The organism is Treponema sp. SP13, from assembly GCF_050938355.1.
Lineage (GTDB): Bacteria > Spirochaetota > Spirochaetia > Treponematales > Treponemataceae > Treponema_D > Treponema_D socranskii.
In genome coordinates this window covers 14,175-31,400 of the sequence record NZ_JADOVM010000006.1, presented here as the reverse complement: position 1 = coordinate 31,400, position 17,226 = coordinate 14,175, and the positions used below count along the sequence as shown (strand labels likewise).

The window sequence follows — 17,226 nt, the reverse complement described above, 5'->3', positions numbered from 1 at the left end:
ACGTAGATTACAGTTCAAACTGATCGATCTGCGAGCCGATCTTTTGTATGGCATCTTTCATCCGCAACGAAATATTTTCCAATGCGGAACCGACTTCGTTTATCTGTCGTGCACCCGTCGCCATCTCGCTTATGCCTTCTTTCATACCAGCCGCACTGTTTTGCAATTTATTAATTTCGGTAAGAATCGATTTGTTGCCGGTCGCCATTTCGCGCGATGCATCCTGTACGCTCGACGTATTATCGTTTACGACGCGCAGCGACGCATCTATCTGTTTCGATCCTTCGTTCTGTTCGTCCATCGCCTGCTTGATGTACAAAACGAATTTATTAGTGACGTTTAATTCATCGGAAAGCGATTTAAACACTTCGCTCAATTCTGCCGATGCGCCGACAACGCTGACGATCGACTGATTGACATTGCTCAGCTCTTCTCCGATACGCTTCGACTGCACGGCCGACGATTTTGAAAGCTTACGGATCTCATCTGCGACGACGGCAAAACCTTTTCCCGCTTTGCCCGCATGCGCGGCTTCGATGGACGCGTTCATTGCAAGCAGGTTTGTCCTCGTTGCGATATCCGCAATTATCGTATTGGCTTCCTGCAGCATATTGGATTGACTTTCGATCTGTTTGATGCGCGCGTTGACGTCAGTCTGTTTAATAAAACCGTCCTGCGCTTTATCGCGCAGCATTGAAAAAGATGTGACCATTTTGTCAACCGATTGATTGACCGACGCAATACTGACGATCATCTCTTCTATCGCAGCCGACGCTTGCGTCACGCTGCTCGATTGATTTTGAATCATCCGTTCAAGCGAGTCGATATTCGATGCGATTTCATTGACGGCGCCAACTGTTTGCGTAACGCCCGTCTCCTGCTCATCCATCTGAGTGTGTATACTTTCGATATTTGCGATGATCTCCGTGATGGCGCTCGACGTATCGTCGGCGCTGCCGGTCATATCTTCTCCGGCCGTGACAAGGGTCGCCTTGCTTTCTTTTACGTCTTTAACAATCGCATGCAGCTTTTGAATAAATTTATTAAAGCCTGCGACGAGCATACCGATCTCATCGTTCGACGGAACATCGATTTTGACAGCGAGGTTTGCATTTCCTTCCGACAGTGCGATAAAGGACTGCGACACTTTTTGAAGCGGCCGCATAATCAAACCGAACACGCGGTGGGCGATAATCGAAACGAGGATGACAAGCAATACGACAACCGCCGCGAGGATTTCAAGCATTCTGATACCGATCGTTTTTCCGAGCTCCGCTCTCGCAGCGGAAAAATTGCTTGCGAGCGCCCACATACCCGCAGGCTTACCTGCAACGTCGAAAACCGGCCAATAGACGACATAGTACCGGCTCTTTCCGATCGTATCCATTTTGGCATAGCTTTCACCCCGCGCGAGCACAGCTTCGGCACAATCGTCGCTGACCGCAGCTGCGAGCATTTCGTTTTTTTCATCTGCGATCGTCGAAGCGACCGCTTCCGTACCGTCGTAAAGCATAACATCGCAGCCGAATGTTTTGTACGCCTTTTCCAAAAAACCGGCGGACGAAACGTTGAAACCCGAAACAACTGCGCCGATAATCCGCCGTTCGCTGTCGTATACGGGACATCCCGCTCTGATCGCAAAACGGACAAGCACCGCCTTTTCATATGAATACGTCGCGCGTCCCCGAACCGCTTCCCTGACGGCTTTTTGATTGATGATGTTATCTCCGAAACGTTCCGAATGCCCGCGCGCGATGATGTTGCCGCTCGTATCGGTTAAAACAATAAAATCGACGCGCATCTGCTTATTGAGTTCGGCAAGAATTTTATATGCGTCGGCATGACTGCGGCTGCGAGCGGCCTGCACGACATCGGGACGACCGGCGATCGACGCGGCAGCTCCTTCCGCACGTGAGCCGAAGTCGTCGAGTAAAAGTTGAAATCCCGTCACGCTCGCCTTTGTCGATTGCTCATGTTGAGCCGTCAGTATGCGGTAAAAGAAAACGGCGAGTGCAAGACCGCAGACGATTACCGTAAAAAATACCGTAACCCTGTTGACGCTGCTCAATTTCCGAACAAGAGACGATCGTTTACCGATTGCAGAAAATTGTTCGGAAAAACTGTTTTGTTTCATGTATACTTGCTCCTCTGTATTTTCTCTTCGTTTTAATATCTTCACGCATTGTACCTGTTTTGTCAATTATAACGGTGACGATTTGCGGCACTCATAATTCTGTTTATTAAATTATTACATTTCGATACGCGAGAGGTAATTGAGCCGTCGCTTTTGCATCGCTGCGAAAAAAAGTACAAGCGCCGCATAAAAAAGCGGAACGAGTATAAAGGCGACGGCGAGCGTTTTTTTCCTCGCAGCGGAAAAAGATGCGGCGTCGGGCGTTTTGTATAAAGTGCGCACGCTTCCTTTGTTTTGCAGTTCGGCAAGTCCTTCATCGCCCGTAAGTTTTAAAACGACGTGCGTCAAAAAATCGAGATTGCGATAATCGCCCGTTTCTCCTCCGATGTACGAAAGCGGAAGGCTTGCCGCAAAATATTGATCGGCAACGACGGCGATACGCGACGCTTCTTTTTTTTCGGGAACATACATACCCGAAAGCTCGCCGTCAAAATATGCGCCCGCGGCATAGGATTGCAGCCTATCCGGTGCGACTTTTTGCAGCGAAAAAGGATTCGTTTTAAATAACGGGCCGCCTGAAAGATTTTCGCGGACAACCCACGACGACGGACTTGAAACCAGAAGCGGTTTTGCGGATGCGTTTTCGATTTTGACGGGGCTCGCCCAAAAGAGCGTGAGTCCCCTCTTCGCTTCGTCCTGAGGCGGAATCGATATCCAAAGCGGATAGCCGATACTCTCGAACTGCCCTGTTCCCTGCCCCGCCTCTCCGCTTGCAAGCGTAATGTGCGCGCATGCGGTCGACGAAACGAGGGCGGATTCGAACGATATGCCCCAAAACGAAAGCAAATCGATGAGCGCGGTATTTTCCGGCCGCTCTATACTCCACATCGATTTGATATCGGCATCGTAAGGTGAAACGGCAAAAAGCGCACTCCCGCCTGAAAGCACAAAGGCTTCGATCGCCGCAGCGTCTTTATCCGAAAGTTTCGACGCGCCGAATACGATGAGGATATCGCCGCCTGCATAATCGGAAAGCGTTCGAGCTTCGATTTCGATACAGTCAAATCCCTGCAGTGAAAGCCACGGCACAACGTATGAATAATCTTCCGAAAGCGTCATTCCGTTTCCCGTAAGGATGAGTACGCGGGGACGGGATCCGTCGACAAAATTTTTGACGCAGCGAGTCAAATCGTATTCGATTCTGTCTGCAGAAACGATAAAGGGTATCGTTTGAATCTTCCCTTCGTATTCGAAAACGAGGGCGGAAAAAAGCGAAACTTCATCCCCTTTTCCCGAACGGAAAGTTTGCGGCAAAATTCCGAAGCGATTTAAAACATCGGAAACGCCGGACGCATCGGGATCTTTTACGGCGACGTTTACCGCGGGGTTTTCACGCGCATACATTTTGACGTATTCGTATACGTCGCGGGAAGAAGGATAGACGCTTGCAATGCGCGGAGATCGGTAATAGGTGATCGTAAGCGGAGACGTAAGACGGGAAAGCGTTTTTTTTCCGTAATCGGAAAGGCTGAAAGTTTTATTTTTCGTTAAATCGATCCGCGCATAATATCTTTTTCCGTTCAAAGACGCAAAGACAATAATTAATAATATAACGACATGCATGCATCGCTCGTTCCGGGGAAAAAAAATCCTGCGTTTTTTTTCCGACGCGATAAAGGCTGCGAACAAAAAAAACGCCGAAACCGTACAAAAAAAGACGATATCGCGCGTATCGACGATACCCTTTGCCGCAGCATCCGCACGGTATGCAAAACTCAAAGGACGAAGCGTCTCCGAAAGGGACGCAAAACCGGCAAAGGCAAAACACGCGGCGGAGACGATAAAAGCTCGGTGCGGAGAAAATACCGTGTAAAAAAATACCGCAAGCGATACGGCGGCCGCTCCGTAAAAAAGAGAGATCGCAAAGCCCGCTATGATTCCGCTTGTATCGATATCGCCGAAAAAGCCGGTGCACAGCGGCACGAGCACAAGCGGCAGCAAGATAAGCACAAAGCGGGCAAAGGGAAGAATAAAATCGAAAAACGTGCGGGCGAAAGGCGAAAGCGGCAGAGCATCGACAAAGCTTTTATCGCCGGACGGAAAACACAAAAGAGGGATGACGACGATGGAAACATAGGGAAAGGCGGCGAAAAAAAAGCGGATATCGGGAACGGCGTTTCCTGAAAAAAAACCAGAGACAAAAAAATAATAAAACGAGCATACCGCAGCAAATAAAACCGCACACAAAAAAAAGAGCGGGCTGCAGACGGAACGTTCGAGCGAGCGGCAAAAATGCACAGCCGTCCGCCCCGTCATTCGACGTAGGGAATGTCGAAGTGCATACGGTCTTTTGTAAGTTCCGCGGCGGGAAAGATCGTCCGCGCTTCATCGAGCAAAACGGAAAGCTCCCTGTCGGTATAACGCGGGCTGTAGTGGATCATTGCCATACGTTTGACACCGGCGTCGCGAGCGATCGTCGCGGCCTGTTTTGCCGTCATGTGTTTTTTTTCTCTCGCCTGATCGATGAGCGCTTCTTCGAACATACCTTCGCAGATCAAAAGATCGCTTCCGCGCACTTCATCTGCAATCGACGGTTTATAGAGCGTGTCGGTCACATAACTGAACTTTCTTCCGCTCCGCGAGGGGCCGAGCACTCGGTCGGGCGTAACGGTTTTTCCGTCGGAAGCCGTAACGCTCTCGCCTTTTTGCAGTTTGCCCCACAGCGGCCCCATCGGCACTTTGAGCGCTTTCGCTTTTTCGGGACTGAACTCACCCGGTCGGTCGAGCTCTTCGAGCGTATAGCCGACGCAGGTTTTCGTGTGCGCGAGCGGAAAGGCCCGGATATAAAATCCTTCCCCTCCGTGCACGACGCAGGGAGCCGTAATCTCTTTTACGACAACGGGATAATTGATAAACATGTCGAGCACTTTGCGGCTCGTTTCGATATATTCTGCGATCTTCGGCGGGCCGTAGATATACAGCGGTTCGGTACGGTCTACCTGCGAAGAGAGCATCATGATACCGGGCAGACCCGTTACGTGATCGGCGTGGGTGTGCGACACGAAAATCGCATTTATCTTTTTCCACTTGAGATTGAGGCGCCTGAGTGACACTTGCGTTCCCTCTCCTCCGTCGAATAAAAAGAGCTCTCCTTCGCGGCGCAAAAGCACCGACGTGAGATGGCGGTACGGGAGCGGCATCATTCCGCCGCAGCCCAAAACAAAAGCTTCCATATTCATAAGGCACGACCTGCAAGAATTTTTTTGATTCGTTTATGATAAAACGCTCTCGCGCTTTCGGCAAACGCATAGGGCGCATAGAGCGGCGAAAGCGGAAAATCGAGGGATCCCGGCCTATGCACGATGCGCCCGCCGAATCCCGTTTTAAAAAGATAGAGACCGTACATCGGATGATTTTTATCGTCAGACGGCGGCATGCCGTAAAAATCGTAGACGGCCGATCCGTAAGATTTCGCATCACATATCGCAGTCCACTGCAAAAGATAGGCGGGCATGAGGTTTCGCTTGGCGTTTGAAGAAGCGCCGTAGAGATAGACCGCTTCGCTTTTAGAAAAGAGCGTGATGATCGACGCGAGGTTTTCCCCTTCGTGCGATGCGATATAGACCGTGATGAGCGGGGCGTCTTTATGTGCCGCGCTCAAAGCGAAAAGGTCTTCATAGTATTTTTTTGCGTGGATCGCAATACCGTCGCGGCTCGCCGTCGTCTTATAGAGTTCGTAAAAAATATCGAGAGTACGCGAGGCGTCGGAATCGAGCGAGCGAACGTCCGCCTTATCGGTTCGCGCGCGGTATGCGCGGACGACAACGCCCTTTTTTTGTGCAAGGCGGATATTGTAGCGCCACTTGCTCCGCATTGCAGAAAGGAGTTCGTCTTCCGATTTCGTCAAATCGATAAGCGTCGTGTCGGGCGGCTGAATATCGGTTTTCGTTTTAACGATCGCCAGTTTTTCCGAAGCAGCCGCTTGCTTCATCTCTGCGACAAAAAAATCGCGCGAAGATATCGAATAAAAATCGAGTGAGGAATCAAAGCGTATACAAAGCGTGTGCTTGGGGAGAAAGTCTTTAAGAGACTCTGAAAACTCCGCCAAAAACTGCGCATACGAGGCGGCATCCTCCTGCCGCACGCCGACCCCTCCGTTTTCTTTTTCATCGGCTTTTATCGAGAGGTTTTGCAATGTACCGTTGTCACTGCCGTTGTCGCCGTAAAAAAAAGACGGCATCATCGGAATATAGGCGATGGAAAAATATTTTGCAAAGCGCCGCACGAGAACCGAAACGGTAAAAGCACCGCCCCCTTCCGATCGGACATCGAAAAAGAGCGATTTCCAGCCGTGCAGGGATTTAAACGCCGCCCAAAACGGCGACTGCAAAAAACGCTCTCCTCCGTCGGCAAGAGAGCGCGGAGAGAGCGGCGCAATCGAAAAAGCAAACACTTGTTATGCTACTCCGCCGTTTACGGTTTTTTCCGTCGTAAGCGCTTTTCCGTCCGCCGTGAGTTTTTTATCCTGAATGACGACTTCTCGGTCATGCACTTTTATTTCGATTTGAAAAAACACGTCCGCGCTTATCTCTTTTTCTTTTTGTGCCGAAGGATCTTCTCCTTCAAGCACGACGGGAGTACCGGGAGCCGCCCACGGAGCCGTTACGAGTTCGACGCATTCTTTGCCCGCTTCATCGGTGTAATCCGCCGCAAGAAGCATACCGCGGCTTTCAATTCCGCGCATTTTCCGAGGAGCGAGGTTATCGACGAGGATGATGTGCTTTCCGAGCAGTTCGTCTTCTTTTAAATACGGCACGAGCCCGCTTTGAATGATGCGCTCCGTACCGCTTCCGTCATCGAGGTGTTCTATATAGAGCTTATCCGATTCGGGATTGCGTTCGACGGAAACGATTTTTGCGACTTTGAGCGAAACGAATTTATTAAAATGTGCGCACATATCGGCTGCGAGGGCAGGCTCTTTTTTTTCAGCCTTTGCTTTTTGCGCATTCGGCTTTCCGAGCGTCCCTTCTTCGCGCGATTTTTGATTGCCCGAAAAACGCTCTTTAAAAGCTTTCATCGTCTTATCGTCCATCGGCGTAAAGTATACGCTCGTCGCTCCTATCTCCGAAAGACCCTCCGTTTTTCCGAGATCGCTCCACCTAAGCGCACCTTCCGGATCGTCCGCTCCGATACGCTTTTCGGTAATCGTTTTGCCGAAAAACGAAGCGACTTTTTGCGCATACTGCGGGAGATAGGGTGCCGTCAATATCATCAAATCTTTTATGACATAGCACAGATTGTGTATGAGCTTTGCCGCTTTTTCAGGATCGGTGTTGCGCGTTTTCCACGGCTCGGCCGCTTGGAAGGCTTTGTTTCCGATATCGCTTATCGCAAAGATTTCGCGGAACGCGTCTTTGAGATTCGCCCATTCGAGCAGTTCGGTAATTCTCCGCTCCCGCGCTTTTACTTCCGCCCACAGCGCTTCGTCTTCAGGAGCGTCGGGGATTTTGCCGCCGTAGTATTTGTTGACGAACAGCAGCGTGCGGTTTACGAGATTGCCGAGATTTCCGATAAGTTCCGCATTGTATTTTTCCTGAAAATCCTTCCATGTAAATTGATAGTCGGATTTTTCCGGACGATTGTAAAAGATGTAAAACCGCCACGCATCCGCGGGAATGCCGCTTTCCTTTGCGTCCGTTCCGAATACGCCGACACCCTTCGACTTCGAAAATTTCCCGTCTTCATAATTTAAAAATTCGGTCGAACTCATGTGAAAGAGCTTTGTCCAAGCGCGTCCGCTGCCGAGCAGACTCGACGGAAAGACGACCGTGTGAAAGGGGATATTGTCTTTGCCGATAAATTGAAAAAGCTCGACGGGAGCTTTACCCGCACTTTCATCGGATTCTGATGGAAGCCACCAGCTTTTATAGTCGAAGGATTTTTTTCCCGCCGCAGCGAGTTCGTTTGCGAGCTGGAGCGTTATCGAAATATAGCCGATCGGCGCGTCGAACCACACGTAAAAGACTTTGTCTTCGTAGCCTTCTTTCGGCACGGGTATGCCCCATTTCAAATCGCGCGTAATCGCACGCTCGTTTAAGCCGTCTCTTATCCACGCCTTTGTCATTTGAATCGCGTTTGCGCTCCACTTTCCTTCGATGCTCGCCTTTTCCATCCACGCTTCAAGACGCCCCTCAATCGCAGGCAAATCGATGTACAAGTGCTTCGTCTCCCGCACTTCGGGGGAAGAGCCGCAGGTAGCGCATTTCGCTTGTACCAAATCGGTCGGATCGAGGAGGCTGCCGCAGGTTTCGCACTGATCGCCTCTCGCGTCTTCGCTCCCGCATTTGGGACAGGTGCCGCGCACATAACGGTCGGCCAAAAACATATTGCAGTGCGGACAAAAGAGCTGCTTTGTCACGTGCTCTTTGATAAAGCCGTTCGCATCGAGATTGTTAAAAATTTCCTGCGTAACGTCTTTGATCTCTTCGTTCGACGTGCGCCCGAATTTGTCGAAAGCGATGTGAAACCAATCGTATATTTCCGTGTGCAGTTTATAATAGTGATCGCAGAGTTCGCGCGGCGTTTTGCCCTCTTCGAGCGCTTTCGTCTCGGTCGCCGTGCCGTATTCGTCGGTGCCGCAGATGTACAGCGTATCGTAGCCCCTGCTTCTGCAAAAGCGTGCAAAGACGTCGGCTGAAAGCATTTGAATGAGATTTCCGAGGTGAGGAACGTTATTGACGTACGGAAGCGCCGATGTGATGAGTTTTCTGTTCATAAGTTTTTATTATAGCCGGAACGGAGGATTTTGTACATTGGGCATAAAGCGTTGTAAAGCGTTCTCGCCGTTAAAGATGCGAACGCCATCTAAAAACTGCGGTTTTCAGATAGCGTTCCAAATGCCTTACCGCCCTTTCAAAAGTTCCGATATCGATGCAAGCGCACCTGTGTCGGGAGAAGAAGCCGCTTTGTTTTCTTTTTGAATCGCTTTGAACACTTCTTCGCGGAACACTTTGACGCTTTTCGGCGCTTCGATTCCGACTTTGACTTGATCGCCGCGGACTTCAATGATCGTAATCGTTATATTGTCGCCGATTTTAATCTGTTCGTCGACTTTACGCGAAAGGATGAGCATGTCACTTTCCTCCGCGTTTTTTTAGCGCGTCGAGTATCGCGTGTTTTGTCGTCCAGCGGACGTCGCTTAAAATCACCTGCACGCACAGGTTGTTTTTTTTGTTGATAACGATCGGCCCCTGCAGATTTGCGGTAACGGCGCTCCCGTCGGACGGAACGGTGACGACCGCCATAACGATAAGGTCTTCGGGAGAGCGCACATCGATTTTTTTTAAACTTTCGTCGTCGATGTCCGCTTCGTAATCGTCGCAAATCAAAAACGGATCGATGAGCAAAAACGCAAGGCGCTCGTCGTCGAGGGACTGCAGCCAGATGAGCGGCGCCCATTCCGATTCTATCGTCGCGTATTTTTTATAATCTTCAAAACCGAAAAGCCCTTCGGGAAAGGTAACGATGTGATTTTCTTCGACGTTCTTTACGCCCATCGCCTTTGTCTTAACGTCCATCGAAGCTTACCTCAAATAATCGAGCAGCGTACTCGAATACAAACGCGCGGCCGTGCTCAGCGTCGCCTGATGCGTAAAATCCATCATCTTCATATCGGATGCGGCTTTCGTCAAATCGAGATCGCCCTCGCTTGAGATGCGCTGCGTTACGTTGAGCGCGGTTCCCGAATTGCGCTTTACGTTGAGCTCCGCCCGCTCGTATTCGGAACCCGACTTTGCGATTCTTGTGGTCAAATTGTTAAGTCCCTGATCGATCGAACCGAGCACGCGGCCTCCGATCGCTTCGTGGTCGCCTGCCAAAAGCGCATTGCGGAGAGAGATAACCGCATCGAACATGGAACCGCCGGAAGCGCGCACTCCGGCTGCGAGATTGTACGGCGGCTTTTGACTTGCGTCTTTGATAATGCCGAGATCGGCGAGTGCGGAACCCGAAACGTCTTCGAGCCACAGCTGCCGCGCGTCCGTTGCGGTAAAGTTCAAAGCGCGAGTTACGGGATCGAGCGTCGCCTTTACCGCAGCTTCGCTGTCGTTTATCTTTGCAATAAGCGAATACACGTTGTCGCCTGCGTTGATTTTGATTTCCGCACCGTCTACGGCGATAACCGAATCTTCCCCCGCTCTCCAGCCGGTCGCGTCTCTTGCGCCAAAAATCTGCTGCGGCTCCGCCCAAAAAGTGCGCACGCCCGCGTTGTCCGTCGTCAAATATTTATGCTCGTCGATTTCGACCTGCGTTTCCGAAATGTTTCCGTTATAGCGCACGCCTTCGATAAGCGGCACGCCCGAACCTGCGACGTTTCCCATTTCGACGTCGAACGCTCTCACTTTCGTTTCGGTACCGGCAAAGAGCGAGTTTCCGTCTTCGCCGATCGCGTTCGCATTTTGCACGAGCTCTTTTAAAAGTTCGTCGACTTCCGCCGCCATGTTTTTCATATCGTCGCCCGTGTAGATGCCGTTCGCACCGGTAACGGCGAGTTCTCTCACGCGGTGCATCACGTCGAGCGAATTCGTCATATAGCCTTCACGCTGCATAAAAAGCTCGGAAAGCGTTTTAGCGTTTTTTTCGAAGTTTTCGATGCGCGCCGCATAGGACTGATAGCGCACCAAGTGCCCCGCAGCGATCGGATCGTCGCGCAGTTCCTGAATACGGCGCTGGCTGCCGATTTGATTATTGATTTTATTGAGACGGGATTCCTGCAGCCGCAGATTCGACTGCACATCCATATTATTCATCTGTGAACTCACCCTGCGCATATCGCACCTCCGTATTCGGCTTCACCCGATTTTATGCTCTGATTCTGTTTATAATCGTATCGACGAGATTGTCCCACGTACTGATAAACGAAGCGGCGGCATTGTAGCCGTGTTGAAATTTAATAATATCCGCAAGCTCTTCGTCTATGTTTACGCCGCTGACGGACTCCCTCAGCGTGCGCAAATCTCCCATGATTTTATTTTGATTTGCCGTTTGAGTTGCCGCCTGCTCTCCTTTCAAACCGACGTTCGTCACGCTGTCGGCAAAATAATCGTCGAAAGTACGCTTGTGTCCGATCATCACCTGCGTATTTCTGATCGAAGCGATTTCGATCGCAGCCCGACCGTCGCCCGACGCGAGAGCGCCGCGCGTATCGGCAAAGCCCGCAGCGACGCTTTTGACGTCTCCTCTGATGAGCGGATTTACCGCGATATACGCAGACGGATTTACCTGCGGCGTCACCGCAAATTGGGCGCCGTCGGCAAGACCGTCGACCGCGTCCGCACGGAGATAATCGTATGCGCCTTCTTCTCCGCTTTCGCGCAAAATGCCCGCATAGCCGGTCAAAAACATTCCGCTGTCTTCGACGTGCCGTATGACAAAATCGGGATTCGATTGCGAAAGAGCCGTCGTCGCTTTCAGCACGAGATTGTTGTTTCTGTCGAGATAGGCTTTTACTTCTCCGTTCGAATCGTTGATCCGGTCGATGACATCGGCAACCGTATCGGTAGCGTTGTATGCGACTTCGACCGTACCTTCGGGCGCGGAAAAGGTCATCGTACCGGCAAGTCCTATTTGCTCCTGCGAGTTCAATGTATGCCGTCCGGTAAAGCGGAAAATATAGGATCTGTCCATCCGCCCGTCCGCATCGTAATCGTAATTACCGCGCACGTTTTCGACAAAGGGATGAGACGTAAAAAAGTCGAGACCCGTCGTACCGTTCATGCCGGTTGCGTTACGGTGCACGTCGTTTACCAAATCGGAAAAGTTCATCGTCATCGTGTTGAGCGACTGCATTTCGCTTCTGATATCGACGTCGCGCAGTTCGATAAGTGCGCCGAGTCTACCGCCTTTTACGACAGCATCGTTTTTCGTATCGCCCCAGATGAGACGGGGATTTCCGTTATTGTCGATAACCGTACGGAGGTCGAAGCTGCGCGGAATGCCGCCCTGAACGAGTACGCGCCCGTCGACGTGTACCATGAATTCGTCTTTGTCGCGGTCGCTCGCCGTACAATTGACAAGCTCGGAAAGCTTATCGACGAGGAGATCCCGCTGGTCGAGCAAATCGTTCGGATTGTCTCCCATACCGCGCGAGCGCACGATCTCTCCGTTGAGAGCGGCAATCTGTTCGGCATAATTGTTGATCTGCTTTACCGTCGCGTCGATATCGCCGTTTATGAGCGTGTTCACTCCCTGCAAACTTTCGTAGCGCTGGTTTATCGTATCGGTAAGCGAAATGCCGCGCGTGACGATCGCCTGACGGGATGCGATGTTTTCCGGATGAATCGACAGCTCCTGCCACGCTTCCCAGAATTTATCCATAGTGCTGCGAATCGAAACGTCGTCGGGTTCGTTGTAAATCTGTTCGAGCATCGTATAGTATTTGCTGCGCGTATCCCAATACGCTTCCTGATTCGCCTGTTCGACGATGCGCCGGTCGAGCAGTTCGTCGCGGATCCGCCGTATGCTGGACGCGATAACGCCTTGACCGATCATGCCCGGCTCTTCGGGGCGTTCGAGTTCCGGAAGATACAGCGGATCGAATTCCTTAAACGCGACGCGCTGGCGCGAATAGCCTTCCGTATTCGCATTCGAAATATTGTGACCGGCGGTCGTGATCGCCGTCGTATGCGCCATAATGCTGCGCTTACCGAGCTCTATTCCAGAAAATGTCGAACCCATATATCACCTCACAAAATACTTATTAATACAGCGTATTGACGACGACGCTCGACGGCTTTGCTCTCATGATCTTTCCCGCCTTCGAATACACCGTCGCCCCGCTTTGAGGAAAGGCTTCGTCGAGCACACTTTGAATAAAATCCCTCGCAACCGCTATGTAATTGCCGAGCGTTTTGTTTGCCGTCTTCGATTTGACGAGCTTTCCGCGCACTTGCGTCAAAAGCGGCAACGATGCCTTTTTCGCTTCGTCGCTCCGGGCAGCCGAAAGCGCGTTTCTCGCCTTTTCGGTTTCTTCGAAAGCTTCGGTAAGCTTCGTGATCGCGGAGATCGATTCGAGCACGCCGTCCCATTTTTTTTGCAGTACCGCCGCACGCAGCGCCGATTGCCGTTCAAGCATACGATCGAGAATTTCGTTTTCACGCAAAAGCAGCCGTTCCATTTCGCTTATGTCCGCCATATACAGATTACCTCATGTTGATTATCGGTACGGAAAAAGGACGACTTTACGAAAATTATTTTGAACGATATCGATTTGACATCGTTACATTTTTATTATAGAATAAACGGAAAATCTCTATGATAATCGATGAATTTCTTCGCTATTACAAACAAAATTTTCACCGTACCAGCTCGTTTCTCGTAGGGCTTGTTTTAATGTTTGTCGATGCCGTCGCTCTCATGCTCAGCATCGGTACAAGTTTTTTTATCATCAACGCGATCAACAATTCGTTTATCAATTTTCGATCGTTTGTGACCTACAGCGTTTATTTGCCGCTCATACTCGTCGTTTTTTATGCGGCGGGTCTCTATCCGGGCATTATGATCTCCCCCGTCGAAGAGGTAAAACGCTTCAGCATCTGTACGTTTTTCAGCTTTATCGGCATCGCGATCAGCATTTTCGTCGACGTCGACAACGAACGCATTGCCGTCGCACTTGCGCTCATGCTCGCCGTTCCGATCGCGACGATTTTTTTACCGATCGTACGGCAAATCGCGCGTTTTGCGTTCGGTACCTATCACTGGTGGGGACTGCCGGCTGTCATCTACTGTACCGGTTCAAGCGGAGACGCGGTCATCAACCGGATGCTCGAACGTTCCGACTTAGGCTATAAGCCCGCCGTCATCATAAACAGCGGCGCCATTGCAAGCAATACGTACGGCAGCATACCCGTCTTTCCTCCGAGCAAAGAACTGCTCGACACGATCCGCGCGCTCAAAATAAAAGCGGCGATCCTGTGCGATTACGATGAAACCGACGTATCGGACATCATGCAGGCATACCGCTATACGATCACGGTTTCAAAGCACCAAAACAGATCGATATCGGGCTCTCCGCAGATAAAAGATATCGGCGGCATCGTCGGTTTTGCATCGACGCACAACCTTACAAAAAAAACGAACCGATTTGCAAAGCGCGCTATCGACATCGCCCTCCTCGTCATTTCGTTTCCGCTTGTGCTGCCTCTGTGCATCGTCGTTGCGATCATCATCAAAATCACCTCTCCGGGTCCCGTTTTTTACGGACATCCGAGAGTCGGCAAAAACGGCAAACCGCTCAAATGCTGGAAATTCCGTTCCATGTGCAAAGACGCCGATAAAAAGCTCGAGGCCATCCTCGCTCAAAATCCCGATATGCGAAAACAATGGGAGCGCGAGCGAAAATTCGTCGACGATCCGCGCGTTACGCCTTTCGGAAAATTTATCAGAAAGACGAGCATCGACGAGCTGCCGCAGTTTTGGAATATCCTTGCGGGTGAAATGAGTTTTATCGGCCCGCGTCCCGTCACTAAGGGAGAACTTGTCAAGTACGGTTCTCAAGCCGATTATATCCTTTCGGTAATGCCCGGACTTTCGGGTATGTGGCAAACATCGGGCAGAAGCGATACGGAATACGAAGAGCGCATTACACTCGACACCTACTATATTCAAAACTGGTCGGTGTGGCTCGATATATGGCTCATCATCAAAACCGTGTGGGTTGTCTTTAAAAGAAAAGGTGCGTACTAATGAAAAAGTATTGTATCGCTTTGGCGGTGTCGGTTGCACTGCTCCTTTCGGTATTTCCTTCGTCATACCGAATCAATTCCGTACGCTATATCATTGACGGTATGACAAAAGAAACAAGCGTCGAGCGCGAAGTAAAAATCGATAAAACGATTATTTTTCCCGATGAAATATCGTTTGCAAAATACATCGACGACTATCGCCAGCGGCTTTTGAATACGCGACTCTTTGACGAAGTTTCCGTCGAGTATTCGACGCGCCTTTTCGACGAACAAACCGATTTATATATCGCGGATTTGACGGTACGCCTCGACGACTCCTTTCACTTTATCGGCATGCCCTATCCGAAATACGACTCGAACAGCGGCCTTACGCTGAAGTTGAAATTAAAAGATACGAACTTTTTCGGAACGATGAAAGATATGTCGGCCGATATCAATTTTTCGCTCGAACGCGATGAAGACGATACCGAAATGAAACACATCGTCGACGACATGGGCATCGCGATGGGCGTCAATCTTTCATTCGACATCCCCTTCAAACTTGCCAAACTCAATGCAACGTGGACAAACAGCTACGGCATATCCTATACGATCGGACACGTTTCTCCCGAATGGGATACGTCGACGGGAATCGATTTTTCAGTACCTTTCGGGTACAGAACATCGCTCGACTTTTCATTCGCTCAAGGATTTACACGGAACTTCGACTACAAAAAATATGACGATGATATCTACTTTACAGAAAAAGGTATCGTATCGCTTCCGATCGTGCTGCAGCGGATCGAAAATTGGGGTACGGTAGATTATACGCCTTATGTAAGCGCCATCTATTATTGGGATTTCGACGGCATCAGCGATTCGAACGAAGATCTCGTAGGTCCTCGTCTCGCGCTCGGACAGACGATCGGTACTTCCCGCATCGACTGGAAAAACAATCTGCGTACCGGCTTATCCGTTTCGACGACGCAGTCGTTTACCTATATCGTGCAGAACGAAAAACTACAGCCGAAATTTTCCGTCGAATTCAAAGGATTTAAAGGATTTAAGCGGATCGGTATCGCAAGCGATCTGTATTTTTTTCTGATGATGAACGGTACGGAAAACATCGGCCCCCGACTGCGCGGTATCCGCGACAAACAGTATTTCAGTTCAGCGTCGGGATACGGCGACGTTTATGCGTGCAAAACATCCGGTGCGCTCGCGGTCAATATCGACTTCCCCATCAGAGTGTTTTCCACTCGTTTTGAAAAAAACAGAGTGTTGCGTAAACTCAATTTCGAAGTGCAAGTTTCGCCTTTTATCGATTTTGCGCTCGTAAACAACAAAGCGACCGGTACGAGTTTTTCCGTCAAAGACGGTTTTTATGCAGGCGGTATGGAAGTTATCGTTTTTCCCGAAAGCTGGAAAAGCATACAGTTTCGCGTGAGTTTCGGAATCGATGCGGGGCGTTACTTCCTCAAACGCTTTATCAATACGGACTGGAGAAGAGGCGTATCGAAATACGAACTGTCGATCGGTATCGGACTGCATTATTAAAAGTTGAACATTGTTATCAGTACGTCAAATATCGGAGGTAAAATATGATTGACGACAACGAAGTACACGGTATAGTTTTGTATGAAGACGACGACCACAAATTCATTTGGCTCGGTTCCGAAAGTAAATACCGCAAGGGTGCGGTACAGACGATGCAGTACCTTATCATCGATCACGGCAAAGGCGTTTTGCTCGATCCGGGCGGGGTACACCTGTTTTCGCGCGTTGTAACAGCCGTCAGCCGTTTTATATCGGTCGAAAAAATCGATACTATATTTTTTTCGCATCAGGATCCCGACGTATCTTCGGGCATTGCGCTGTGGCTCGGCATTACGCATGCAAAAGTATATATTTCCAATCTGTGGATACGTTTTTTGCCCCACTTCGGCATCGTCGATACGAACCGCATCATCGGCATTCCCGACAGCGGTATGGATATCATGCTTGCTCCCGATTCCCGCATGCACTGCGTTCCGTCGCATTTTATGCATTCGCCCGGACACTTCGGCCTGTTCGATGAACGCTCGGGTATTTTGTTTACCGGCGACATAGGAGCCGCGGTGTTTGACGAAACGAACGAAACGGTGTATGTCGGCGATTTCAACGAACACATCCCGCTCATTAAAGATTTTCACGTACGCTATATGGCGGCAAATAAAATCGTCCGCCGCTGGGTGGAACAGGTACGCCTCTTAAATCCGGCTATGCTCGCTCCTCAGCACGGGGCCATCTACAAAGATGAAAACGTGGGCAATTTTTTGAATTGGCTCGGTAACCTGCAGTGCGGTATCGATCTTATCGATACGCTTTTTTAAC

Annotated in this window: 13 protein-coding genes; 3 read left to right on the top strand and 10 right to left on the bottom strand. The window is 50.3% G+C overall.

The features are described 5' to 3' along the window. Positions 1 to 7 precede the first annotated feature (7 nt). The 10 genes from IZU26_RS11055 to IZU26_RS11010 form a co-directional block, all read right to left on the bottom strand. Entirely contained in the window at positions 8 to 2,134 is a 2,127-nt protein-coding gene (locus IZU26_RS11055; protein WP_433279052.1) for a methyl-accepting chemotaxis protein, read from the bottom strand. Between the two features lie 114 nt (positions 2,135 to 2,248). Next, on the bottom strand, positions 2,249 to 4,432 hold the full coding sequence (locus IZU26_RS11050) for a Gldg family protein (RefSeq protein WP_433279050.1): 2,184 nt from the start codon (positions 4,430 to 4,432) through the stop codon (positions 2,249 to 2,251). 14 nt (positions 4,433 to 4,446) lie between these two features. Further along, positions 4,447 to 5,373, bottom strand: a complete 927-nt coding sequence (locus IZU26_RS11045; RefSeq protein WP_021331358.1) for a ribonuclease Z — start codon at positions 5,371 to 5,373, stop codon at positions 4,447 to 4,449. Next, a complete protein-coding gene (locus tag IZU26_RS11040; RefSeq protein ID WP_433279048.1) occupies positions 5,370 to 6,587 on the bottom strand; it encodes a lipid II:glycine glycyltransferase FemX in 1,218 nt (405 codons plus the stop codon). Before IZU26_RS11040 ends, IZU26_RS11045 begins: the two co-directional genes overlap by 4 nt. 3 nt (positions 6,588 to 6,590) lie before the next feature. Then, positions 6,591 to 8,909, bottom strand: coding sequence for a methionine--tRNA ligase (metG, locus tag IZU26_RS11035; RefSeq protein WP_433279046.1), 2,319 nt, complete (start codon positions 8,907 to 8,909; stop codon positions 6,591 to 6,593). A 126-nt stretch (positions 8,910 to 9,035) separates the two neighbouring features. After that, positions 9,036 to 9,266: a carbon storage regulator CsrA gene (gene csrA, locus IZU26_RS11030; protein ID WP_021331414.1), complete on the bottom strand. Its 231-nt coding sequence runs from the start codon at positions 9,264 to 9,266 to the stop codon at positions 9,036 to 9,038. 1 nt (position 9,267) lies between these two features. Further along, positions 9,268 to 9,711, bottom strand: a complete 444-nt coding sequence (fliW, locus tag IZU26_RS11025; RefSeq protein ID WP_433279044.1) for a flagellar assembly protein FliW — start codon at positions 9,709 to 9,711, stop codon at positions 9,268 to 9,270. 6 nt (positions 9,712 to 9,717) lie between these two features. Continuing rightward, positions 9,718 to 10,962 (bottom strand): flagellar hook-associated protein 3, encoded by a 1,245-nt coding sequence (locus IZU26_RS11020; protein WP_021331415.1) that lies wholly within the window; start codon positions 10,960 to 10,962, stop codon positions 9,718 to 9,720. A gap of 31 nt (positions 10,963 to 10,993) precedes the next feature. Then, positions 10,994 to 12,868, bottom strand: a complete 1,875-nt coding sequence (gene flgK / locus IZU26_RS11015; RefSeq protein ID WP_433279042.1) for a flagellar hook-associated protein FlgK — start codon at positions 12,866 to 12,868, stop codon at positions 10,994 to 10,996. A gap of 22 nt (positions 12,869 to 12,890) precedes the next feature. Beyond that, complete coding sequence (locus IZU26_RS11010; protein WP_433279040.1) at positions 12,891 to 13,325, bottom strand: hypothetical protein; 435 nt, start codon at positions 13,323 to 13,325, stop codon at positions 12,891 to 12,893. A 119-nt stretch (positions 13,326 to 13,444) separates the two neighbouring features. On the opposite strand from IZU26_RS11010, the gene wbaP reads away from it, so the two are divergent. Genes wbaP through IZU26_RS10995 form a run of 3 tightly spaced genes read left to right on the top strand, consistent with a single transcriptional unit; the run spans position 13,445 to position 17,225 of the window. Further along, the gene (gene wbaP / locus IZU26_RS11005) at positions 13,445 to 14,875 is read left to right on the top strand and encodes an undecaprenyl-phosphate galactose phosphotransferase WbaP (RefSeq protein WP_433279038.1); all 1,431 of its coding nucleotides are present in this window, start codon (positions 13,445 to 13,447) and stop codon (positions 14,873 to 14,875) included. Then, positions 14,875 to 16,410, top strand: coding sequence for a hypothetical protein (locus IZU26_RS11000; protein WP_433279036.1), 1,536 nt, complete (start codon positions 14,875 to 14,877; stop codon positions 16,408 to 16,410). Before wbaP ends, IZU26_RS11000 begins: the two co-directional genes overlap by 1 nt. Before the next feature lie 44 nt (positions 16,411 to 16,454). Beyond that, complete coding sequence (locus tag IZU26_RS10995) at positions 16,455 to 17,225, top strand: MBL fold metallo-hydrolase (protein WP_021331360.1); 771 nt, start codon at positions 16,455 to 16,457, stop codon at positions 17,223 to 17,225. Position 17,226 lies beyond the last annotated feature (1 nt).